Origin of the sequence: Paenibacillus lutimineralis, from assembly GCF_003991425.1 — a bacterium.
GTDB classification, from domain to species: domain Bacteria; phylum Bacillota; class Bacilli; order Paenibacillales; family Paenibacillaceae; genus Fontibacillus; species Fontibacillus lutimineralis.
Genome location: NZ_CP034346.1, coordinates 1,016,391 through 1,038,417, shown reverse-complemented (window position 1 = coordinate 1,038,417; position 22,027 = coordinate 1,016,391). Strand labels below are relative to the sequence as shown.

Annotated in this window: 23 protein-coding genes; 2 read left to right on the top strand and 21 right to left on the bottom strand. The window is 45.1% G+C overall.

Going from position 1 to position 22,027, the window contains the following annotated elements:
* Window positions 1-71: 71 nt before the first annotated feature.
* The 8 genes from EI981_RS04440 to EI981_RS04405 form a co-directional block, all read right to left on the bottom strand.
* Complete coding sequence (locus tag EI981_RS04440) at window positions 72-794, bottom strand: toll/interleukin-1 receptor domain-containing protein (protein ID WP_162616078.1); 723 nt, start codon at window positions 792-794, stop codon at window positions 72-74.
* On the bottom strand, window positions 766-2,667 hold the full coding sequence (locus EI981_RS04435; RefSeq protein ID WP_126995809.1) for a hypothetical protein: 1,902 nt from the start codon (window positions 2,665-2,667) through the stop codon (window positions 766-768). The genes EI981_RS04440 and EI981_RS04435 overlap by 29 nt, the downstream gene beginning before the upstream one ends.
* Entirely contained in the window at window positions 2,660-3,106 is a 447-nt protein-coding gene (locus EI981_RS04430; protein ID WP_126995807.1) for a hypothetical protein, read from the bottom strand. The genes EI981_RS04435 and EI981_RS04430 overlap by 8 nt, the downstream gene beginning before the upstream one ends.
* The gene (locus EI981_RS04425) at window positions 3,078-3,806 is read right to left on the bottom strand and encodes a hypothetical protein (protein WP_126995805.1); all 729 of its coding nucleotides are present in this window, start codon (window positions 3,804-3,806) and stop codon (window positions 3,078-3,080) included. The genes EI981_RS04430 and EI981_RS04425 overlap by 29 nt, the downstream gene beginning before the upstream one ends.
* Before the next feature lie 465 nt (window positions 3,807-4,271).
* A complete protein-coding gene (gene rlmD, locus EI981_RS04420; RefSeq protein WP_227011866.1) occupies window positions 4,272-5,696 on the bottom strand; it encodes a 23S rRNA (uracil(1939)-C(5))-methyltransferase RlmD in 1,425 nt (474 codons plus the stop codon).
* Between the two features lie 382 nt (window positions 5,697-6,078).
* Window positions 6,079-6,966, bottom strand: a complete 888-nt coding sequence (locus EI981_RS04415) for a diacylglycerol kinase (protein WP_126995803.1) — start codon at window positions 6,964-6,966, stop codon at window positions 6,079-6,081.
* Between the two features lie 21 nt (window positions 6,967-6,987).
* On the bottom strand, window positions 6,988-7,776 hold the full coding sequence (locus EI981_RS04410) for a sirohydrochlorin chelatase (RefSeq protein WP_126995801.1): 789 nt from the start codon (window positions 7,774-7,776) through the stop codon (window positions 6,988-6,990).
* A 59-nt stretch (window positions 7,777-7,835) separates the two neighbouring features.
* The gene (locus tag EI981_RS04405; protein WP_127004348.1) at window positions 7,836-8,126 is read right to left on the bottom strand and encodes a YerC/YecD family TrpR-related protein; all 291 of its coding nucleotides are present in this window, start codon (window positions 8,124-8,126) and stop codon (window positions 7,836-7,838) included.
* Window positions 8,127-8,431: 305 nt separating this feature from the next.
* Between EI981_RS04405 and EI981_RS04400 the strand changes: the two genes are divergently transcribed.
* Window positions 8,432-8,923 carry a hypothetical protein gene (locus tag EI981_RS04400; RefSeq protein WP_127004346.1) on the top strand — a complete coding sequence of 164 codons (492 nt, stop codon included), beginning with the start codon at window positions 8,432-8,434 and terminating at the stop codon, window positions 8,921-8,923.
* 172 nt (window positions 8,924-9,095) lie between these two features.
* Here EI981_RS04400 and EI981_RS04395 read toward each other — a convergent pair whose 3' ends face one another.
* The 12 genes from EI981_RS04395 to EI981_RS04340 form a co-directional block, all read right to left on the bottom strand.
* Window positions 9,096-10,310, bottom strand: a complete 1,215-nt coding sequence (locus EI981_RS04395; RefSeq protein WP_126995799.1) for a glycosyltransferase family 8 protein — start codon at window positions 10,308-10,310, stop codon at window positions 9,096-9,098.
* Window positions 10,311-10,423: 113 nt separating this feature from the next.
* Entirely contained in the window at window positions 10,424-11,317 is an 894-nt protein-coding gene (gene galU / locus EI981_RS04390; RefSeq protein WP_126995797.1) for a UTP--glucose-1-phosphate uridylyltransferase GalU, read from the bottom strand.
* Window positions 11,318-11,573: 256 nt separating this feature from the next.
* Complete coding sequence (gene corA, locus EI981_RS04385) at window positions 11,574-12,539, bottom strand: magnesium/cobalt transporter CorA (protein ID WP_126995795.1); 966 nt, start codon at window positions 12,537-12,539, stop codon at window positions 11,574-11,576.
* Window positions 12,540-12,625: 86 nt separating this feature from the next.
* Window positions 12,626-13,615 (bottom strand): inorganic phosphate transporter, encoded by a 990-nt coding sequence (locus EI981_RS04380; protein WP_126995793.1) that lies wholly within the window; start codon window positions 13,613-13,615, stop codon window positions 12,626-12,628.
* 87 nt (window positions 13,616-13,702) lie between these two features.
* On the bottom strand, window positions 13,703-14,317 hold the full coding sequence (locus EI981_RS04375; RefSeq protein ID WP_126995790.1) for a DUF47 domain-containing protein: 615 nt from the start codon (window positions 14,315-14,317) through the stop codon (window positions 13,703-13,705).
* A 222-nt stretch (window positions 14,318-14,539) separates the two neighbouring features.
* Window positions 14,540-15,610, bottom strand: coding sequence for a DUF3048 domain-containing protein (locus EI981_RS04370; protein ID WP_126995788.1), 1,071 nt, complete (start codon window positions 15,608-15,610; stop codon window positions 14,540-14,542).
* Window positions 15,611-15,787: 177 nt separating this feature from the next.
* The gene (locus EI981_RS04365; protein WP_127004344.1) at window positions 15,788-16,585 is read right to left on the bottom strand and encodes a dioxygenase family protein; all 798 of its coding nucleotides are present in this window, start codon (window positions 16,583-16,585) and stop codon (window positions 15,788-15,790) included.
* A 107-nt stretch (window positions 16,586-16,692) separates the two neighbouring features.
* Window positions 16,693-17,520 carry an alpha/beta hydrolase family protein gene (locus EI981_RS04360; protein ID WP_126995786.1) on the bottom strand — a complete coding sequence of 276 codons (828 nt, stop codon included), beginning with the start codon at window positions 17,518-17,520 and terminating at the stop codon, window positions 16,693-16,695.
* A gap of 98 nt (window positions 17,521-17,618) precedes the next feature.
* Window positions 17,619-17,834 carry a hypothetical protein gene (locus EI981_RS04355; protein ID WP_126995784.1) on the bottom strand — a complete coding sequence of 72 codons (216 nt, stop codon included), beginning with the start codon at window positions 17,832-17,834 and terminating at the stop codon, window positions 17,619-17,621.
* A 157-nt stretch (window positions 17,835-17,991) separates the two neighbouring features.
* Window positions 17,992-18,582, bottom strand: coding sequence for a TetR/AcrR family transcriptional regulator (locus EI981_RS04350; RefSeq protein WP_162616077.1), 591 nt, complete (start codon window positions 18,580-18,582; stop codon window positions 17,992-17,994).
* 47 nt (window positions 18,583-18,629) lie between these two features.
* Complete coding sequence (locus EI981_RS04345) at window positions 18,630-19,433, bottom strand: ABC transporter permease subunit (RefSeq protein WP_126995780.1); 804 nt, start codon at window positions 19,431-19,433, stop codon at window positions 18,630-18,632.
* Window positions 19,430-20,335 (bottom strand): ABC transporter ATP-binding protein, encoded by a 906-nt coding sequence (locus tag EI981_RS04340; RefSeq protein WP_126995778.1) that lies wholly within the window; start codon window positions 20,333-20,335, stop codon window positions 19,430-19,432. Before EI981_RS04340 ends, EI981_RS04345 begins: the two co-directional genes overlap by 4 nt.
* A gap of 244 nt (window positions 20,336-20,579) precedes the next feature.
* Between EI981_RS04340 and EI981_RS04335 the strand changes: the two genes are divergently transcribed.
* Window positions 20,580-21,290, top strand: a complete 711-nt coding sequence (locus EI981_RS04335) for a DUF1129 family protein (RefSeq protein ID WP_227011687.1) — start codon at window positions 20,580-20,582, stop codon at window positions 21,288-21,290.
* A gap of 149 nt (window positions 21,291-21,439) precedes the next feature.
* Here EI981_RS04335 and EI981_RS04330 read toward each other — a convergent pair whose 3' ends face one another.
* A complete protein-coding gene (locus EI981_RS04330; RefSeq protein WP_162616307.1) occupies window positions 21,440-21,778 on the bottom strand; it encodes a zinc ribbon domain-containing protein YjdM in 339 nt (112 codons plus the stop codon).
* Window positions 21,779-22,027 lie beyond the last annotated feature (249 nt).

Genomic DNA, 22,027 nt, shown 5'->3' with positions numbered 1-22,027 from the left:
TAACAATCCTGATGTGGCAGAATTGGCTGATAATTATTTTATCAAACTACGGTTTTTCCTATTATCCGATATTATTTTAGAGCTTCTAATAGCTCACTATACCCATGATCGAAGGAGTCTTTAAAGTTCGCATACTTTTTAGTGGCAATCATTGACGGTATTGTGCAATCTTTTAGCAAGATAGGTAATACAAAAATATCCTTTTGTCTAATTTCTCTAAGAGTTGCAATATCTAGCTCGCGGCGCACCCATTCGGAAGAAACAGCATCTGGAGTAAGAACAATAACAAAATAACCACTTGTTAAAATTCCGCTTTCGATAGAATTACTTATAGAAAATCCTACCTTTATTTCAACTTCATCAACCCAGCTTTGAAAACCATCCTTGTGCAATTTATCGCTCAATTTCCGCACAAATGGCTTATCATTACTTGAGTGGCTAAGAAACACCTTCTTAGTAATGTTATTCGAGGAAGTAAAAGTATCAATGCTCTCTAATCTTGGTTTGTCTTGTACCCCCAAAAGATTCCGTATATCGTTTGCTGCATTGCGCTCCGGTTCTATTAATTGCTCTACCAGTTGCATAAGTTTACCTTTTCTTTCAGCAACCTGAAACAATGATTCCACCATTTCAAAGGTAGTCATTTTCTCCCCAACAAAGTAGGCTATATTTATTCCAGAAGCCTGCCCTACAAGCCTTATACCTGCAAAATCATAACGAGTTGCCATTGTTTCAATTATTTCAATTTTCTTTTCGTGTGTTTTTTCAATAAGTGATTCCGAATAACTTGCCATCGTCAGTACCTCCATATAATTTTTTTCGTATATACCCATGACTGTTTTCTTTTACATTTTCAGGTATATATAACGATGTGATAATATATTGAAATCTGATTTCTCCATAATTTTTCATTTCCTGTTTCTCCAGCTTGATTACCCAATCAAAAACTTTAGCGTAAATATTAGATAGATCAATTTCATATTGTGCAGGAGAATCATGTACCAATAACAATAAATGCTCTGAAGTGCAGAATTCCAAGCTATATTTCAAGAGTGCAAGATCAAATGCGATAGTTGCCACAGTGATTGCTGCCGCGCCGTCATCTTTCATATCGCCATTTATATGTAGTATCTGCGGCTTTAATGTTTCTGGATCTAATTTCCCCTTACGCTGATTGTTATAAAGAAAGGATACAATTTCATGAAAATAAGAAGATAAAGTTATTTTCATCTCTTTTTCACTTTCATTGATCTCTTTCACTTTAGCATCAGCTTCTCGCTTTTGCTTACGATAAGCCCTTAATTGTTTTAATAATTCTTCCTTTCTTTTATAAAGCGACTCCGTCTTTACTAAATGATCAATTTGATTTTCAAGCTCATTTATAGAGTTATTCATTTGCAGCAAATCGTTTTGTTGCTGTTTTTCCATCTCAGTAATTTTATTGTGTGCATTAATAAGCTTAGTTCCTACTTCTTTTTTATTCCTTCTTAATACTCCCAATCTTTCAGATAAACCTTCAACTGCGTCCATTAAATCCTCGATTTCAAAACTTAGTACCAATTTCCTTTCTTCTATAGCATTTAAATCTGGGCTGATTTCCTTCTGTTCAGAATTATTTAATGCTCCGCAATCATGCAATACTTGGTTAATCATTTCTTTCGGTAACTCTTTGTGACAGTGGGGGCAGTTATATGTATTTAATAACTTAAAAGATTCTCTAGCTTCAATGAGAACTTCAAGTTCTTCTATTTCTAATATGGCTTCTTTTTGAGCTTTTGTATATTGATCAATACGTGATTCAGTTATTAATAGGTTACCTTCAATATCTTCATATTGATTTCGTATTTTTATAAGGTCTTCGGTTAAGCGAGTTAGTTCGGTCTCTTGAATTTTTTTAATATTTGTTTCCTTTGCCCTGCGTTCAGAAACCTTTTCAGCCAATTCACCACGTAATGACGATAGTTTCCATTTTATTTCTTCCTCGGCTATCTCTTGTGTTGATAAAAACTTTTCTAGTATTTTGGGAGTAGCCTTATTTTCTTCAACAAGGGTGGTTGCTGTTTCCTGTTCCTCACGCGCTTTAATACGCTCTTGGGTTATGAAGCCTAGAAGAAAGGTTAAGCGGTCTTGCGTAACTTTCTTTTTTTCTGATTTAAATGATTTTTCCAGAGCAGAAAAGCCTGATATCTGATCACGAGCCATTAATGGCATTACTTGACGAAAAGAGATCTTTAAATCATTAGAGGGACGGTTGCGCCCATTCCATAATTTATTTTCTAACCATGCCAAATAACCTGAGATGTCACCAATAAACTCAATATCAGTTTCTCGTTCCTCCATACTCCACTCACGATACACTACACAGTGATCTATTTTAGGTAGCATTCTTCTCAAGGTATACTTTTCCTCGTAACAACCGAACATTAAAACTAGACAGCGATTTTGTAATGATGGGATTTGTTGATATTTCTCTTCCGATATAAATTCTGTTTTACCTAATCCATAATCAATTAGATTTTTAAGCGTGGTTTTCCCAACACTATTTGCAGAACCTTTATCAGTAGACTCTGCCCATATTACGTTTAATCCATGACGAAAAGTCGTATCTTCTTGATAAATTGGTGGATCGAGCAGAACTCGATGAATGAAAAGTAACTGTTTACTCATACGGATGCTCCTGCTTTCTAAACAATATCTTCAACTTAGCTTGATCATGTTGATTAATTTCACAAACTACTTTTTTTGCCTTTTTATCAACTCTTTCAGGAATTTTTAGACCAACAGCATTTTCTTTATTCAGACAATAGATCAATGTATTATTAAAGTTTTGGGATTTAATCAGTTTATGTTGAAGCAGAAACGCAATACCCTTTTTGAAGGAATTATTGATTAAGGGAAAGTTATTAATATTTCTATTAACAGCACTTGCGATGAACTCATCAGGAAACATATTATCACTGGAATAATCGCCATTCTTTAATAGGTATAATGCATAGACAAGGGTCTGAATATCACATTTATTATCAAAATCCTTTAACAAAGCTAAAAGATAGATTGCGTTTAATTCTTCTTGAGCATTAATTGAGAACAACCTGCTTGGTATCATCTTTATCCCACCCTATTACACAATGAGCTACTGTATCAAATATTATTCCTGCGAGCATATCGTCCAAATACTCTAACTCTTGATAACTATCTGGTACACAGTTTTCATATAAGAAATCAACAAAGTAATGGTAATGATCTTCTGCTGTGTTTGGAGGGCATGGCATTCTTTTCATAATTACATTCACAAATATCGACTGTAATCTTAGTTGCAGGTTGCTGTACCCTTGATATCCAATCTTCTCAGCTTCTCTTCTTATGTATGCAATATCATTCCTACATCGAACCGCATAAGTAAATAATGTTCCCTCTATCTTTGCATTTCGCAACTTTTTTACAAGCTTTACAGGTGGTTTACCTTTTTTTATTTGAGACATGCTAAATTCCATACTGCTAACACTGACTAATAACCCATCAAGTAGTTTACCAAAATCTACAATAGATCTTTTATGCAGTGGTTTTAACTCAGACTGATGATTGTATTCCCGTCTTAAACGTCTTTCAAGTTGTTCAAAAGTAGCCAGCCCTTTACGGGCGGCTACCTCAGCCAACCTAATAGCATTATCTTTAATAGTCGAACCATTTCCTATATATTCACTTGATGGAATACCAACATAATAAGCCACCATTTGAAGGTCTGATTGCTGGAAAGAAAACATTCTTTCAGCAAGATCTGCAATCCGTTCAGGAGCTACTTCCATTTCACCACACCCGGTCAAAGTAATATAGTTCTTCTATACTATATTACGTCCCGAGGAATTATTTGTAAACGACATATTCTATTTATGTACGTACAAGAAGTCTCATGAAATTTTCGCGCAAATAAAATAGGAGTTTTGTGTAATTTATCAATGAAGGGGTACTTGTTCGAATATAATTACCATCGTTTCTACTGGTCTTTACAATGGATCAGTTATACTTAGTTAAACGGAAAAAATAAGGGCTAGTAGAATGAACCAACTCGATTAGGACGGTTCTACTGTGCCAAAACAGAAACTTACATTCACAGCAGAGTGTAAGAAACGGATAGTTGGTTACATGAAAAGGGAAAAATCAAGAGAAACGCACATATTCTCTAAATACTTCACTCGATACGTTACTTCGCTATAAAAAAGAAGCGGGCTATTAACCCACTTCGTCAGTTTCCCGCCAATACACCTCAACTATTAGTCATTCCTAACCAACAGTGAGCAACACTCCACATGCACCGTATGCGGGAACATATCCACCGGCTGCACCTCAACAGTGCGATAGCCGCCGTCCTCTAGTACCCGCAAATCCCGTGCTAACGTAGAAGGGTTGCAGCTCACATATACCACCCGCTCTGGCTTCATTTCGAGGATCGTCTCTAGCAGGCGAGGGTCACAGCCTTTACGCGGCGGGTCGACGACGATGATGTCGGCTTCGATGTCTTGCTCCTTCCAGGACGGAATGACATCCTCAGAGGCGCCGACCTCAAAGGTTACGTTATCCATGCCGTTCAGCTTAGCGTTGCGACGAGCATCCTCAATCGCTTCTGGTACAATTTCGACACCATACACTTTAGCGGCATGTTGAGCCAGGAACAAGGAAATGGTGCCGATTCCGCAATATGCGTCGATTACTGTTTCCTTGCCAGTGAGTCCAGCATACTCTACGGTTTTCCCGTACAGAACCTCTGTTTGCACAGGGTTCACTTGATAAAAAGAACGCGCCGAGATGGCAAACTTCACGTCCCCAATGTAATCGTAGATCGTCTCACGTCCCCACAAGACGCGGGTTACATCGCCAAAGATAACGTTCGTCTGTCTCTTATTCACGTTCTGGCAGATACTTACGACCGCCGGAATCTCATGACGGATTGCTTCGATCCATTCCTGGGCCCGTGGAATCTTGTCCCCATTCGTTACGAGGACGAGCATCATTTCCCCCGTCTTGAAGCCAACTTTCACGACAACATGACGAAGCAATCCTTGTCCGGATTCTTCATCGTAAGCAGAGATGCCAAGACGACGGGCGATCTCCTTCACCTTAGCGACTACATCGTCATTGTTCTCATGCTGGATCAGACAGGTCTCCATGTCGATGATACGGTGACTACCGCGAGCATAAAATCCTCCGACCAACGCTCCATCTGTCACGCCAACGGGTACCTGGGCTTTGTTACGATAGCGCCACGGTTCGGACATTCCTAAAGTCGGCAGTACTCTAATAGCAGTTGAATCGTCTTCCTTCGCCACCGTCAGCTTCCCAATCCGCTCCAGCGCGTCCACAACATGCTGGCGTTTCCACTCCAATTGACCAGAATAGCCCAAATGTTGAAGCTGGCAGCCGCCGCATTGATGATAGATCGGGCAAGGCGCTGTTACACGCTGCGGACTAGTCTGAAGCAGCTCAAGCAGCTTGGCGTAACCGTACTGCTTCTTCGTCTTCAGCACCTTAACCCGCGCTTGTTCACCCGGGAGCGCTCCTGCAACGAACAAGGTGTAGCCTTCAGCACGGCCTACACCTTCGCCGTCATGGTTCATCCCGATGATGTCGATAATTACCTCGTCATTCTTGACAACTGGCAATCCGGCTATTGCTTCTGCCTTACCTGCATTCGCCTTCATACCTCTTGCCCGATCCCGCTGTTTCTTCATGGCTACCGCTTCACTTCTTTCCACGTTAAATAAGTCTATTTCATGTACGATGTACATTCTCTTTTCATGCAAAACCCCCGCCAACAAGGCAGGGGAACCTTGATTCCAGTTTCTAACGAAACTAGGTATCGTTATTTGGACCAAAAAAAGCTTCCGCAAATTTTAACGAAACTGGATATCGCTATTCGCACAAAATAGGGGCTTAAAGCCCGTATTTCTCCCAAATAACGATCCAGAGTTTCGTTAGATTAAAGTTGCCGCTATTAATGCGGAAATAGCGATCTGTAGTTTCGTTAGAGATTCAAACGGTTAGCTAACGGTCATATCCGTGAACCACACACTTAAACTCCTTCTACTCATGCGCAAAAATATGCAAATGCCGCGGCAAAATCTCGAAAACGCCTGGGAGTTCGCCGCCGAGTTCACCATCCAGGTTGAGCAGGACATGCCCTGGGGAGGTAACCTCCATCCGTTCTGTCTTGAAGTACATGATCCGAGGATCATTGAAATGATCGCCGCGCAGTGCCATTGTAACCAAGCGGATAAACTCCGCCAGATTACATTTCTTCACGGCAATGACGTCTAGTAGGCCGTCATCGATTCTGGCGTCTGGCGCCAGCCGCTCGAAGCCGCCAACCGAGTTGCTGTTCGCGATCAGGAACATCATGAACTCGCCCTCTACCTCGCCGATCCCTTCAGCACGGATAACCAGCTCCGTAGGCGAGAGGTTGATCATTTTCTCGATTCCCTTCATGTAGTAAGCCAATTGACCGATCATCGTCTTCAAACGGCTTGGAACCTCATAGGTTAATTCCGTTAGTGAGCCGCCACCTGCAATATTTATAAAATGTCGTCCGTTCACCTTACCGATATCAATCGGTCTCGTCTTATTCTCAATGACCAGATCACAGAAATCTTCCCAGCGCTTTGGAATCTTCATTGCCCGCGCGAAGTCATTGGTCGTTCCAAGCGGAAAAATACCTAATGGCGGCAAATCATCATACCCTGCCATCCCGTTCACGACCTCGTTCAGCGTCCCATCGCCACCGGCAGCAATTAGAATGTCATAGCCACGCTGCACGGATTCAGCGGCCTCACGCGTAGCATCTCCGTCTCCAGTCGTCGCATGACAAGAAGTCTCTATACCGGCCTGGTCCAACCGATCCAGAATAGACGGAAGCAATCTCCGCATTTCTTCCCTTCCGGAAGTAGGATTATAGATAAGCCTAGCTTTTTTCATTACTTGAACGCCACCTGTTTATCATAATTTCAATGATCCCATTATATTCAATATCTGATGATATATCCAGCGGGACAACCTGGAATGTGGCAATAAAGCCTCCCCCAGGTAGCGATAAGATAGTCCCTCTAGACGAGATGGAATCACTGTACCGGTGAAGTAGCCCTTACTTAAAAATAGCGGAGCAACGATCACCTCATAGCCCCGCTCCTCCTGCCAATAGCTTACTTTACTGCGTAAGCTATCCGGACTTAGAAGCGCATAATCGGCATGAGCCAAACCGCCGAGACGACCAACACGCGCGGATAGTCCTGCGATCCCCCGCTCCCAGCGCTGTCGGAAGCCCTCATGCCGACTGCCATGGCCAACGAGAAGCAGCACTTCCCGCTCCGGCCTGGTCGACAGCTCCTTCACCTTATCCCAGACGATCTCTGCCACGATCGGATCGTCATCGATCGGATCGCCAAAAAACACGCGAGCGGATAAAGAAAAAGGCTCTAAATCCGTTTCCTTCTCCGGCGTGCTCTTCATGCCAAGTGCATATGAAATCTCATCGATATGAGTACTGCCCGACGAGACGAATAACGGAATGACGATAATATCTGTCACTCCCCAGGCTTCCAACTGATCGATTCCGTCTTGGATCAGCCGCCCTTCCACAATCTCCAGAAAGGAGGATACGATTGGGATATTTCCCTGTAGTTCTACCACCGCACCTGCAACCGCTTCGTCGACGAAGGCTACCCAGTCCAAATCAGGGGACCCGTGACTAATAACAAGTACCCCGGGCTTCCCCAGAAAACTCTTCATGTCACATGCCCCCTGACCGACTGTCCAATCCTGTGATATCCCTGGCCCTGTCTTCACAATTACAGGTTGATGCGCTCAAGCGCCATTTTATACCCATCATTACCATAATTAAGACAGCGCTTAACACGTGAAATTGTTGCCGTACTAGCTCCAGTCTCAGCTTCGATCTGATTATATGTAGAACCCTTGCCAAGCATTCTCGCTACCTCCAGACGCTGGGAGAGCGATTGTATTTCGTTAACTGTACAAAGATCATCAAAGAAGACGTAGCATTCCTCAACATTCTCCAAAGAAAGTATCGCTTCAAACAATTGATCGATTGTCTTATCATTCAACTTCTTAAGTTGCACTGAATCATCATCCCCTACCGTTACTGTACCACACCACCATTGTACCCGAGTAAGGTCATCTTTTTCAAGCATTAACGATTTCACGCATCACAGAAAGAACGCCCATTTTCCGCAAATGCCCACAAAACCGGGGCATTCGTCCAGACGAAAATCTGGGTAGATACATACATTGTATTATTGCAAATGCCTATTTACTAAAGAACTATCTTAGTCACACTAACGGTTTATATGCATAACCAGGAAGGAGAAGCGACAAGTGCCGCTACCCACCTCCTGACACAATACTTGTAAAGGAAAGTGATATGATGCCGCATTACACTCCTCCACGGCGAAGTGCGACGCCCCCTTCGTATCCCTACTCGCACAATTATCCAGGGATTACGCCGTTCGATTCCAATCCTACCGAGATCATCGAGGCTTCCGCGCTTGTTCCTTATTCACAACCGGCCGATCCACTACCCGCTGCTCCAAATACGGCAGCCAAGGCTGGAGGCGGATTCTCTATCCCGAATCTGGGCGATCTGAAAGGCATGATCGACCGTATGGGTGGAATCGATGGAATCGTCGCCACAATGGGCAAGGTACAGAGGATTATGCAGACGGTTCAGCAGTTTGCGCCGATGGCCAAGATGTTCACTAGCCTGCTTCCTGGAGCCAAGGGAAAGGGCGGTAACAACGACGACAATCTGAACGAATACAAACCTCGCCGCAGCAAAGGAAGCGGCAGGAAGAGTAGAAAAGGCAGTAAACGCTCCTCTTCCCGTACTCGCAGCGGAAAATCCAAACGTCGACGCTAATCCTAAAACCCCGCACATCATTATATTTGGGACTGTAGAGCTGTCGAGAAGCCTCGGCAGCTGTTTTTTTCATATTCGTACGTTATATACAACAAAGATCCCAGTCCGCTTCATCACGGAATCTGAGATCCTTGATCTATGAGATCGTTCTTGGTCCGTAGCGTACCGTCTTCTAGGCAGTTCTGGTAACCTTTTTTTGCCGACGTACAACGACTTGCCGACTCGTTCTCGAAGGCATAACTTTACCCGGATAGGAACTCCACACTCTTCTCTTACGCTTCAATCGGGATCTCCGCTGCACCGATGTTATCCGATGTATACGACGTAAAGAAGGCTTGAGGTTTCGGGTGAATCCGGCCCGTTTTACAGGTCTCTTCGATGATTTCAGCCTCGTCAATTTCTTGAACTTCTTCAGTCTCTTCGATCGCTTCATCCGCGCCTTCTTCATGGAGTGCACAGGCTGCACTGGATGCTGGTTCCCGGCATGTATAGACTCCTCCCGCATCGATGGCTCACCATGATCCAATCGAAACGTGAACGACCGCTCATCCAACTCTGTCCCATGCTCAGGCAATATAGGACCAACCGGGCCGAAATGTGACTCAGGCAATCTCCACGGTGTCAAATTAAGATATTCCTGATACAGGGCGAAGCCTGGAGACACGGGGTCCCACCACTTCGTCTCGCCAGCAAAGTGCACAATTTTATGATTGAAGTCTAGATCCGTATTACTGATGCTAAAGGCGTTAAATTCTTCACCAAGTTGCAAATAATTGTCACCATAAATGTGATTGAGTACATCCTGGTCAGGTAGGGTTGTGCTAGGATATTGCCGCAGGAAATCCTGCATCTTCACATACCACTCCGAGTTTTGACGAATATTGTTAAGTTCAAATATGATAACGCCCGAATTGAAGTAAGTATCCGGATTTAATCCTAAGGGTGAGAGATTGTCAGTAATTCCTACGGCGCCTTGATCTCGGGCCGCGGCCAGATAGCAACCATTCAAATCGATATTCCACAATTCTTGAATATCCAGATTTACCAGCACATCGCAGTCCAGGTAAATAACTTTGCTGACATCAAGCAGAGAAGGCAGAAGCAGACGGTACATGCTTCCCCAAGTCCATGTATTAACCGATTGGGCCCCCCCGACAACTTCGGCCAAGTCACGAGCCAAGACGATAGAGTAGAATTTAACAGTATGATTATAATGTGTAACCAGCTGTTTAATTCTTAGCATGTTCTCTCTGGTTAACGACTCGTCATGAAGAATATGAACGTTAACTTGTGAACTTGTATTGCGGAAGACCGATGTAAGAACGACAGCGGCATGTTCTGCATAACTTCCATCCTTATCTGTAAATGCTAAGGCCAGTTCAACCATTTACAATTAACACCTCTCCCTGGTTTTTAGAAAACAACGTAGCTCACGACTGCCGCACCTTTTATTCTCACGGCCTCTTGGAGTCTGCGTTCCTACTGATTAAACGTAGATCGTTATTGTTCGGAACTAGGGATATCCTTGTCAACTTGCAGCAGTCTGTTTACTTCTTCTTGAAGATCATTCTTCAGATTTCCACGGTGCCCTGTAATCGCGAGAATGGCCTTAAGATAGCCAAGCGGGTCTCCAACATCATGCCAGCGGCCGTTGATCTCGCAAGTATAGACGGCTTCCCTGGTCAGGAGCCTGTTCAACGCGTCGGTGAGCTGGATTTCACCTCCTACGCCTGGTGGCTGATTCTCCAGAATATCAAAGATGGATGGTGTAAGAATATAACGCCCTACCATAGCCAGACGCGAAGGGACCGTACCCGCCTGGGGCTTCTCGACTAATTGATTGACATAGGCGAAAGCATCAATCAATGGCTTGGCATCCACAATCCCATATTTGGATACTTTCTCTTCTGGTACCGTCTGAACTCCCAGAATGGATGTCTGGAATCTGTCGAAGCCCTTGATCAACTGCCCCAGTGCTGGAGGCTCTGACTCGAAGAAGGTATCTCCAAGCAGAACAGCAAAAGGCTCTCCCCCAATAAACTTTCTACCCACATGAATCGCGTGGCCCAGCCCTTTACGATCAGATTGGCGGATATAATGAATGTCTGCCAGACCAGTAAATTCCCTCACCTTGCGAAGCTCTTCGAACTTTCCCTTCTGTTCCAGGAAGTATTCGAGCTCATGTGCAGAATCAAAATGATCCTCGATGACCTTCTTCCCTTTACCAGTGACAACCAGAATCTCCTCGATTCCGGCCGCCGCCGCTTCCTCGATAATGAATTGAATCGTTGGTTTATCAATAATCGGAAGCATTTCCTTGGGCATTGCTTTGGTTGCTGGAAGAAGCCGCGTTCCGTAACCTGCTGCCGGTATGATCGCCTTACGAATCTTCAACTGGTCCTCCTCCTTAATGATGCAGTTGTATATGATGTCATCGTATGCCAGAGAAGCTTTTGAATAGTGGACATCTATCTAATAAGGCAAAAAATAATTGAATGCCCGTCCAGCGCAGCAAAAAAAACGGTTACTTCCCGTCGAAATTGGGAAATGACCGTCTTTGAGATGGGGCTATAAATGATGTCCGAAAATCTAGTTTTCAGCACAGAGAAGGTGGGATGAAGCTAGGGACTGAGGAGCAGAGCTTCCGCTGTCATTTGAACCAGCCTCGCCGCATGAAGCTGAGTATCATCCAAATGCTGAGCACACCCATCAGGCCGAGTATGCCAAAATAGCCATAGCGCCAGTGCAGCTCAGGCATGTTCGCGAAGTTCATGCCATAAATGCCGGCGATGAGCGTCAGCGGCATAAATACACTGGTGATCACGGTCAGGGTCTTCATAATGCCATTCATCCGGTTGGAGTTCAATGAGAGATAGGAGTCGCGGAGATCCGCCGTCATCTCACGATTGGATTCGACCATTTCCGACAGCTTCAGCAGATGATCATAGATATCTGAGAAGTACGCTCCTGCCTCCTTCTGCGACTGAATATGCTTCGAATTGAGGATATGATACATTAGATCGCGCATCGGTACGATCGTCCGGCGCAGCTTGAGCAGCCTGCTTCGTAGATCGAATACTTGATTCATCAGTTGCTCGATCGACTCTCGACTGCCCAGCTTCTCAAGCTCGTCCAGTTCATCTTCCACTGCATAGACGCAAGGGAAATATTGATCGACCAGATTGTCGATGACCAGATAAGCAGCGGTAAAAGGGCCACGCTCCCACATCTTTCGGTTCAGCGCCCGCTTCTGAATGCTCTCCCAGGCCATATCGATCTCCTGAAGCTCTCGGTAATGAAAGGATACCAAATAGTTCTCGCCAATGAACAGATTCACCTCAATCAGCTCCAGCGTGTCCGGGTCCAACGCATGCAGAACAAGAAAATCATGATCCTCGTAGAAGTCAATTTTGGGACGCTGCATGATATGCAGTATACAATCCTCAATGGCTAGTGGGTGGAATTGGAAGAAGGAACCCAAGAGCTCTGCTTCCTCATCTGTTGGTTCGCTGAAATCAACCCAGCTCCACAAAAAATTGTGTCTGTTATGAATGTCTTCCAACGCAATATCCGTTCTTACCTGATGATCATGCGTAATCCCCATCACACGAATCATAGTCCATAACCTCCCACACCATTCACTAGAATACAAAGAAAGCCAATCCTGCAGCAGATTGGCGTCATTGTTATTCGCTTTATCTTTTAGAACAATACAACATAGATCAAACCTGCAAGTACAGCTACGATTGGAATCGTAATTACCCAAGCGATAACAATCCTACCGGCTAGCCCCCAGCTAACCCCAGAGAACCGTTTCGCAGCGCCAACGCCAAGAATGGATGACGTAATAGCATGCGTAGTGCTGACTGGCAATTGAATCAACGTCGCCCCAAAAATAACTGAGGCCGATGAGAGATCCGCTGCAAAACCGTTAATCGGTTCGATTTTGAATATTTTTGTACCCATCGTCTTAATAATCTTCCAGCCCCCAAGAGATGTACCGAGAGCCATCGCGGATGCAGCAGCAATCTTAACCCATAGCGGCACTTCCATATGATCCTGGAAATTGGCCGTCACCAATGCGAAAGTGATGATTCCCATCGCTTTCTGGGCATCATTCGTACCGTGAGAGAAGCTCTGAATCGCAGCTGTCAGCACCTGCATGGAACGGAATCCTTTGTTGACCGTATGCGGGCTTCGTTTGGCAAAGATCCATTTCAGAATCTTCATCACAATAAAGCCGATCCCAAACGCAAGGAATGGAGAAATAATCAATGCCTCAACGATCTTGGTAAAACCGCCCCAGTTCAACTTATCCGGTCCTGCTCCAACATATACCGCACCAGCCAATGCACCGATAAGGGCATGTGAGGAAGAAGACGGTATACCGAACCACCATGTGATCAAGTTCCAGATAATAGCAGCAAGTAGAGTAGCAATTAATACTTCCAGACCATTATCTAGTGTGGAAGGGTCCGCCACACTCCCCCCGATCGTCTTCGCAACGCCGGTAAACAACAAGGCTCCGAGGAAGTTCATTCCGGCAGCCATCAAAATCGCCGTCCGCGGTTTCAAGGCCCGGGTAGAGACCGATGTTGCAATCGCATTGGCTGTATCATGGAAGCCGTTAATAAAGTCGAAGCCTAACGCCAGTATGATAACAACAAAAATAATTATTAGACTCGTATCCATGGTTTTTTATTATTGCACAGATGGAGTATTCACTTTACAGAATCCGCGCAATTCCAACCTCCCGAATTTCAAATAAGTAGCTTAATCTTATGAATTGCGCATAATTATGGATTCAAGCGTATTGGCAACATGCTCACACGCATCTGTCGTGGTCTCGAGTCGCTCGTAAATTTCCTTCTTCTTAATCAGAGTGATTGGGTCTGTTACTTTAGCAAACAACTCTTTGATACAAATCCGAAGCAGTTCATCACCCTGATTCTCCAGATCGTTCAATCGAATTGTGTATTCTCGTATAGCGAGCAATTTTTTCTGCGAGAGCAGATGAATTGCCTTTTGAATTTCATATGCAGAGTTACGCAAAATCTCGGCAAAGCGTGTAATATGCTCGTCCGGCTCATGTAAATGATACATGAAGAAGCGTGAAGTCGTAGCCTCCAGACCATCCATTACATCATCCAGCGTTGTCGTAAGTTCCATGATATCATCACGCTCGATCGGAGTAATGAACGTCTTGTTCAGTTCCACGATAATCGTGTGCGTGTAATTATCGCACTGCGACTCGAGCTCCTTCATTTTCTTCGCGAATTGATCTACGTCTTTAAATTCCGCAACCTGCTGGGCGAAATAATCGGCCGATTGTACAATCGTATCCGCCATGTTCTCCAACGTCTGGAAAAAGATATCCTTCTTCTTAACTCGCATTTGGTATCCTCTCTTCTCTTTACGTTTGTTTATGCCCCTAACACTCCTATTACTAACCCACAATATATTATCATAACTTGGGATAGTATAGATCATTTTGTCGAAAACATTTCACCTATATAACTTATTTTTCCCCCAGTGTTCCCAGCTCTATCCTTAAAGCCCCATATTCATCCAGAGGAACATCCATATTGAGACAATAAAGCCTTGTCACAACCATCACTATTCAAGCTTAATATGACTCTCGAAATCGGGCTTGTTAGGGACGATATTGAAATATGTTTTGCCAGGATAAAATGGAACCTCGACATTATCCTTAATGATACGGATCACGTCATCCGCTTTACGAATCCAGGTGCCACGAATAACTTTGCCATTCTGAAGCAGGATCGCCTCCCCGCCCATCTCCAGATTAATGCTGAGACGGCCGATATCATCAAGTACCTTATGGTCTGTACCAAGAATGACCACATTCGAGCAGGTCAGCTGTTCCCCGGTGTCCAGATCCTTATGCGGCTCACCGTTAATATAGCGTTTGTACAACTTGCTCTCCGCATCATACACGTAAGATACCCTATATTTTTCAAGCTGGAACTTAATCTCTACGGATGTTGCTGGATCACCTTCTCCCGGATCATTTGAATCGCGGAAAGTGTAGGTCGGAATCTCACTATCTTGGATCGAGTATTTCCGTTTCTCAGCGCCTTCGAGTAGCTTCTCTAAATTGGAATATAAATTATGTGGTGCTTTCCGCGATTTATCCCGCCAGAAATAAGGGCCAGCATTTGTAATCTCGTCCAAATCATCCTTATGCTGACGTTGCAAAATAGCAAAGGCATCATTGCTGGCACCAGCATGAACCGTTATGCCATGATAGCTCTCGCCGAGCTCAATCAAATAAGGACGTATGCTGCGGATCGGGCCGATCTTGGCCACATCACCGCCGCTTTGATATATTGCGACCAGCCGGGTAACTCCTCCCTCCGCCAGAACCTCATACACGATATCCGCTCCTCCTAGTCCGGACTGAGGTCTTGCTTGGGGAGCATTGTTCACCATGATAGCGAGTGGTCTTTGCGTAGTCGGTTCATCAAGCGGCATTCCCGTAAAGGGAGATTTGTATAGCGCTTGTTGTTCCAGTTCTTCCACCGGTGGTTCCTGAACATCTTCGTTTGGAATGGGTTGATCCGTTTCATTCAATGCATGGTTGCTCCCTTTCCCACATGCGGGAACAAGCAGCAAGCATGCCGCTAACAGCAGGGATAGACTAATTCTGGATAGATAAGATTTCATAATTCCTCCATTATTTTCTTCTATTAGCTCTAGTTCCCTCTATTATACTTTGAACCGACTCGCCTAGAAAAGACAAAAAAAGACTGCCGGAATGATCCATGGATCATTCCGGCAGTCTTTGTGGCGATTTTACTCGCATAAATATTTTATATATTAACTCAATAGCGTATCATCCGATCATTTCGATACCGTTCCACCGAATACCCAGCAGTTCAGACTTATACTGCCATATTGGTAATCCTGGAACAGCTTCACCGCTCTACGCTCGTCATCCGCAGCTCCCATCGCATACAACAAGGGGGCGAAATGCTCATTTGCGTAGACAGGAACCGCCTTCCGCACATGCGGAGCCCGCCGCTCATAATCGAACAACATCCGCAGATTCCAGTCCTGCAGCTGCTGGCCAATCCATTCATCAAATTCTACCGCCCAATCAGCGGGCGAGGAGGCTCCGGAATCCAGCAGCCGTAAATTATGCACTAGACCACCGCTGCCAATGACAAGCACATTCTCCTGACGTAGTTGGGTCAACATTTTGCCAATCGCATATTGCTCTGCAGGAGAACGTCTGGAATCCACCGACAGCTCCACTACAGGCACATCTGCCTTAGGGAACAGCGTACGAAGGAACACCCAGACTCCATGGTCCAGCCCTCTTCCCGAGGACATCTCATACGGGAGATTATTGTCGGCGAACAGGTCTCCGATCTGCTTACTGAGTTCCCGGTCTCCGGGAGCAGGGTAATCTATGCCGTACATTTCCTCCGGGAATCCATAGAAATCATGCATCGTCTCATGAACATCATCATTGCTTACAGCCTGAACAGGTGAATCGAAGTGGGCTGAGAACACAACGACTGCCCTGGGTCTACGCGGCAATTGCTGTATCAATTGCTTCAGAAATTGGGTATAGTTGTTGTCTTCAATCGCGAGTGTAGGGGACCCGTGCGCGAGAAACATTGCAGGCTGAGTCATCATACATACCTCCAGGGCACCAGAATGGTTACATCTTCATTGTATCCCTATATGTCGGTATTTACTAGTTCCCACTTACACCTTTGATCACGAAGTAAATTAGGAAATTAGATTGTCCAGTCTTGCCACTCACGATGAGCGTTCTCAAGCCCGCCGAGCCAATCTCTCGTCTTATGAATCACCTGCTGCTGATGCCCACCACTCGAATACGTATGATCCGCCTGGAATATAATCTCCTTATCGCAGCGCCCTTCAGATCGCATCCAGAACACCTTCTGGTACAAGAAGGCATAATCGACTGGTATCGCATCATCAGAGGTACCGTGAATGACGAGTACATCGCCAGCGAATTTTTTCGCCTCTTGGAAAGGCTGGTAAGCGGCGAGCGATTCGAAGAACTGCGGCGTAAGACCATAGCCCAAATAGTCGACTTTGCCTCGCGTTATCGCTTCATCATACAGCTTGCGGCTAGTAATCTTGACGATATCATTGAATGGGTAGCCTACGGCAGACCACAGCACCAGATTCTTCACGCGCCGATCACGAGCAGCTGTCAGCAAAGCAATCATCCCGCCCAGACTATGTCCAATCAACGTCACCCGTTCCGGATCAATGTCGCCAAGTCCCAGCGAATAATCAAGCACGTCTCTCGTCTGCGCGATCATGGAATCTACGCTCTCGCGGCCATAGTCCCCACTGCTCTCCCCACAGCCGATATAATCGAAGCGGACGACCATAGATCCCGCTTGCGCCAGCTCCCGTGCCGTCTTCACAAACAAACGGTCAACGCCAATCCGGCTGCCTACGAAGCCATGGCAAATAATAACCAAGGGCATACGGTTCTTGCATCGCCCTTCTGCTTTAACCAAGACCGGGTAGTGAACACTCGCCGCAATTTCCTCAGTTCCATGCTGTATGATGATTTGCCGTTCCATCTCTATTCCTCCCCGTTACTGCGATAAATATAATTCCGATAATTTTAATATGAATTATTGGTTTTATATTATCATCGTGAATAACAAGGTGTCAATTATCAGCTATAGTATTGTCTGAGATAATGTGCGATCTTCTCTTTTCCTGATTGTTCTTCTTCAAACAGTGTTGGAGGGATATCCTCGGAGATCTGGATCGCCTGTTCCCGGCCATCCGCCAGCTCCAATTGTTCATTCTCGCTTACGACTTCCTCCAGACTGCCCCGTGAATGACTGTTGAGCAAGTAACGGCGTGTTAATTCCGCTTCGTTCTCCATGGATACTTTCCTCCTGTTTAACAAATTTCCGTGATGATGTAGTTTCGTCTTGATGTGTACCTTTTTATGCGATGTTCACGAAAAATACAAAAAAGAACACCGCTTCAAAGCGGTGCCCTGTACAGCATAAATCAACTCGAGTGTAAAAAAGTTCATCCTATTCTTTTGGCGGTTCTGTCGTAAACGGAGTATTAGAAATGCCATGAATCAGCAGCGATATGAATTGATCCGCCAGTACGTTCATATTCGTAAATGGCTCCAGCCGGCCGGGCTTTGCCATGAATTCCTTCATTGAAGACAGGTACAGCACCAGCAAATGCGGTGAGATATCCTTACGAATTTGCCCGTTCTGCTGACCACGGAACACCATCTCCTCGAACAGCGGCATGTTCTTCTGCTCATTATATTCAATCATTTGCTGTGTATATTCCGGATATACATTGACCAGATCATTGATAAATTCGGCAGAATAGTCATTCATTTTCTGATAACGAAGCAGATGGTGCATAAGTTCAATCGCATCATTGGATTGCTCCATCATTTGCGCAAAATCCGCATGGGTCTCTTCATTGATCGCCGTAACTACCTGCTCGATCAAGCCATCCTTGCTGCCGAAATATTTGTAAATGGTCATTTTTGATACAGGTACAGCCTCGGCAATTTGATCCATACTCGTAGTGGAGATCCCCTGCTCATAAAACAGCCTGCGCGCCGTCCGTATGATTTGCTCTTTTTTTCCGTTAGCCACGGACAGTACGCCCCCTTTGTTCAATATCACATTCTATATATTATAAACTAAATATCCTGCCGACGGAGCAAAAATGCAGCAATCACAATTCCAAGAAAATAAACCAATAAGCAGACAGCTACCCCTGTCCAGGAAAGGTACGATTCGCTTGCCATTCTGAGACTATCAAAAGTATTAAATAAACTCCATTTCGACAACCAGGAGATGGATTCACTTAACCCAGATAGCATCTTCAGCAGGAAGGATACCATCACGATACCGATACTGATCGACATGGCCGCCCGCTCTGTGCGGACCAACGTTGTGAACAGATATCCAATTCCAGCAAAGGCCAGGGCCACCAGCAGGCCGGACAGCATCATGACAAGAACTGCTTCTGGATTACCGACTGTGCTAAATAGGGAGCCAAATAAATAGACGGAGCCCATAACAATGAGAAATACGACGAACATCTGCACCAAATGCGCCAGAACTCGGGACAGAAAGATTTGCGTACGTGTATAGGGTAGCGTGAACAAGAAATCCTGTGTCTTATTTCCCCGCTCACGTGCGATCGTCTGACTCCCCCACACAGCAGCAAATCCGCCGAACAGCATCTGATAGAACAGAAGCGGCTCGCTGCTCATCCAGCCCTCAAAGCTGGTCATCTGCTCCGGATGCATACCGAAGGCTTCCAGCATGGCAGACGGAATGGTCTCCATTAATTTGACGATATCATCATTTTGCAGATAAATATCCGACACACCGGTGAATAGCACCTGAAAGCCGACGATGATGAAAAGAGCGATCACGAAATTGCGACGATTTACCCACCATTCATTCCTGACCAAATTTCCAATCATGCCTCTCATTGCTCTCCCTCCGTATGCTCCGAATAATCCTTCATAAATATCTCTTCCAGAGATGGCCGCTCTACACGCAGATCATTCACTCCGGCATCGGCCAACATCCTCAGTACAGGCTCGATTGGGCCTGATACCTGGAAGGTATGCTCACCGTGCTGATATTCGGCATTCGGATCCAATTGGTACAATGCCAGCTTATCAATGAGGTTCCCCTGGTCCCGGAATATTACTGTAAATTTGCGCAGCAGTCGCTCTGCAATCTCATCCACCCGGGATACTCTAAGCAGCTTACCTTCCCGAATAAAAGCTACCCGATCACAGAACCTCTCTACCTCAGACAGAACATGCGTAGAGAAGAATACGGTCATACCTTCTTTATTCAATTCGCTCAAGAGGTTGAAGAATTCATGTTGAATGAGCGGATCCAGACCCGATGTTGGCTCATCGAGTACGGCCAGCTCCGGCCGATGTTGAAGACATTGCACAATACCCAGCTTCTTACGGTTCCCAAGGGAATAATCGCGAACCTTACGGCTCAGATCGAGCTGCAGTCGTTCCGCCATCTCCAGCCCCATTGTATCCTGGAGATTCATGCCGTAAGCCCGGGCAGCAAATTTTAGCACCTGATGACCGTTCATATCACTGTCATACTGTACCTCAGAAGGCAGGTAACCGATTCTGCCGCGTATATCCGGGTTCTCTTTGCCAAGTATCTTGCCCAAGAGAGAGATTTCTCCACCGGAAGGATGCAAAAGCTGCATCAGCATACGAATTGTCGTAGACTTACCAGCACCATTGGGACCGATAAACCCGAACTTCTCCCCCTTTGACACGGTAAAGCCGACATTTTCTACACCGATCTTCTTGCCGTAGTACTTCGATAGACCAGATACCGAAATCGCGTCCATGTCCCCCAACCTCCAACTGTACTTATATTTAATAATGAGTACATTATATATTATTTAATAATTTATTCAATATAAATTTATACTCAAATTTAATAGTTAGTACATTTCAATCCCGTTTCTGTACGATTCATATTTTCATCTGATTTATCGGGCTTCTCCTGTACATTTACATCGCTATCCTTGCGATTCGATCCAAGAGTACCGTATACTATTGAACAATATCAGCATAGTTGGAGGGTCTTGATTGAACACTCAAGAGAAAGCTGCTAGAGTTGAACAACTCAGCCAGCAAATGAACCAAGAGAATGCAGCTTATTTTCAGGAAATGAGCAAGTATATCCGCAAAGAGGAAGAGATCAGCGATGCCAAGAAAGAAGAGCTACTGCTCTACCTGGCGCAGAAGATCAGCAAGCACGAACGTAAAGGTGCTAATGCCGACCAATTATTCGGAGCAAGCGCCACTGCTTACTGCGCACAGCTCATCGACGATGTCAAAATGCGCAGGCCTCGGACTTTAAGAGAGAAGATCAAATATTACATTATGATCCCATGGGTTACGATCACCTGGGTATTCTTCATCTTTATGATTACCGGCTTCTTCGGCAAATGGTTCGGAGGTGAACTAGCCAATACAACCATTAACAGCGGAATCCTGGTGTTAATCGCCGGACTGGCCATCGTATTTATCGAATCGATTACCCGGTTTCTCGGGCCAGGGCAAGAGGATGATGGCGCCAAGAAAGCCGCACCATCTTCAGACCCGATGCAGCCGCGTAAATTTTTCGATATGAGAGCCTTCGGCATTTATATTATTATCGCCCTGGCCGTCGTTGCTGTAGGCCTGCTGCTCAACCAGATTATGCCATCCTTCGTTGTTACCCCTTGGCAGAGCTTGATCATCTTTATCATCGGTCTGCTTGGTCAAATCTTCATCTTCGCACGACGCAGCAAATAAATAACACACCTTTGTAACGAATCTTACTTCAATATCACAAATTGGAGGTATTTCGATTCCGATGGCAACCGGATGAGTATATACCGTTACTAAACAAAAATACAGCCCGATCTCCTAGGAGACGCGGACTGTATTTTTTCATGCTCTTGCTAGATCTTCTTAACAAATTCCGACTTCAATTTCATCGCGCCGAAGCCGTCAATTTTGCAGTCGATATCATGATCGCCCTCGATCAGACGGATATTTTTCACCTTTGTACCGATTTTGATGACCGATGAGCTTCCTTTTACTTTCAAATCCTTGATTACAGTAATAGAATCGCCATCGCTTAGAACATTGCCGTGGGCATCCGTCACGACTCTCGCATCTTCATTCTCAACACTGGATGATTCAGCAGACCACTCGTGGCTACATTCCGGGCAGACAAGCAAGTCTCTATCCTCATACGTGTACTCAGAATTACATTTCGGGCAATTTGGGAAAGGCATAGCTTCATGTCCTCCATTCATAATTGTCAGTTGTCCATGTAACTCCAGCAAAAAAACAACTATCGTACTATACTGACATAGTTCGCTCCTCTTGGCAAATCTCTCTTCGGTTCTATGAACCGCAAATCTATAAGATATTATCGGATCGGCAACGCCTTCCGGGTTCACTTCAGCGAGGCTCCACTGCATCAGATTCGCGACAAACGCTGGCTTGCCTGTCGAGAGCGTATACTGCCTCTCAGGAAAAAT

Excerpts from the sequence above, each read along its gene's own strand:
- EI981_RS04440 (WP_162616078.1), bottom strand. The coding sequence starts at position 794 with ATGGCAAGTTATTCGGAATCACTTATTGAAAAAACACACGAAAAGAAA.
- EI981_RS04435 (WP_126995809.1), bottom strand. The coding sequence starts at position 2,667 with ATGAGTAAACAGTTACTTTTCATTCATCGAGTTCTGCTCGATCCACCA.
- EI981_RS04430 (WP_126995807.1), bottom strand. The coding sequence starts at position 3,106 with ATGATACCAAGCAGGTTGTTCTCAATTAATGCTCAAGAAGAATTAAAC.
- EI981_RS04425 (WP_126995805.1), bottom strand. The coding sequence starts at position 3,806 with ATGGAAGTAGCTCCTGAACGGATTGCAGATCTTGCTGAAAGAATGTTT.
- rlmD (WP_227011866.1), bottom strand. The coding sequence starts at position 5,696 with ATGAAGGCGAATGCAGGTAAGGCAGAAGCAATAGCCGGATTGCCAGTT.
- EI981_RS04415 (WP_126995803.1), bottom strand. The coding sequence starts at position 6,966 with ATGAAAAAAGCTAGGCTTATCTATAATCCTACTTCCGGAAGGGAAGAA.
- EI981_RS04410 (WP_126995801.1), bottom strand. The coding sequence starts at position 7,776 with ATGAAGAGTTTTCTGGGGAAGCCCGGGGTACTTGTTATTAGTCACGGG.
- EI981_RS04400 (WP_127004346.1), top strand. The coding sequence starts at position 8,432 with ATGCCGCATTACACTCCTCCACGGCGAAGTGCGACGCCCCCTTCGTAT.
- EI981_RS04395 (WP_126995799.1), bottom strand. The coding sequence starts at position 10,310 with ATGGTTGAACTGGCCTTAGCATTTACAGATAAGGATGGAAGTTATGCA.
- corA (WP_126995795.1), bottom strand. The coding sequence starts at position 12,539 with ATGATTCGTGTGATGGGGATTACGCATGATCATCAGGTAAGAACGGAT.
- EI981_RS04380 (WP_126995793.1), bottom strand. The coding sequence starts at position 13,615 with ATGGATACGAGTCTAATAATTATTTTTGTTGTTATCATACTGGCGTTA.
- EI981_RS04375 (WP_126995790.1), bottom strand. The coding sequence starts at position 14,317 with ATGCGAGTTAAGAAGAAGGATATCTTTTTCCAGACGTTGGAGAACATG.
- EI981_RS04370 (WP_126995788.1), bottom strand. The coding sequence starts at position 15,610 with ATGAAATCTTATCTATCCAGAATTAGTCTATCCCTGCTGTTAGCGGCA.
- EI981_RS04365 (WP_127004344.1), bottom strand. The coding sequence starts at position 16,585 with ATGACTCAGCCTGCAATGTTTCTCGCGCACGGGTCCCCTACACTCGCG.
- EI981_RS04360 (WP_126995786.1), bottom strand. The coding sequence starts at position 17,520 with ATGGAACGGCAAATCATCATACAGCATGGAACTGAGGAAATTGCGGCG.
- EI981_RS04355 (WP_126995784.1), bottom strand. The coding sequence starts at position 17,834 with ATGGAGAACGAAGCGGAATTAACACGCCGTTACTTGCTCAACAGTCAT.
- EI981_RS04345 (WP_126995780.1), bottom strand. The coding sequence starts at position 19,433 with ATGAGAGGCATGATTGGAAATTTGGTCAGGAATGAATGGTGGGTAAAT.
- EI981_RS04340 (WP_126995778.1), bottom strand. The coding sequence starts at position 20,335 with ATGGACGCGATTTCGGTATCTGGTCTATCGAAGTACTACGGCAAGAAG.
- EI981_RS04330 (WP_162616307.1), bottom strand. The coding sequence starts at position 21,778 with ATGCCTTTCCCAAATTGCCCGAAATGTAATTCTGAGTACACGTATGAG.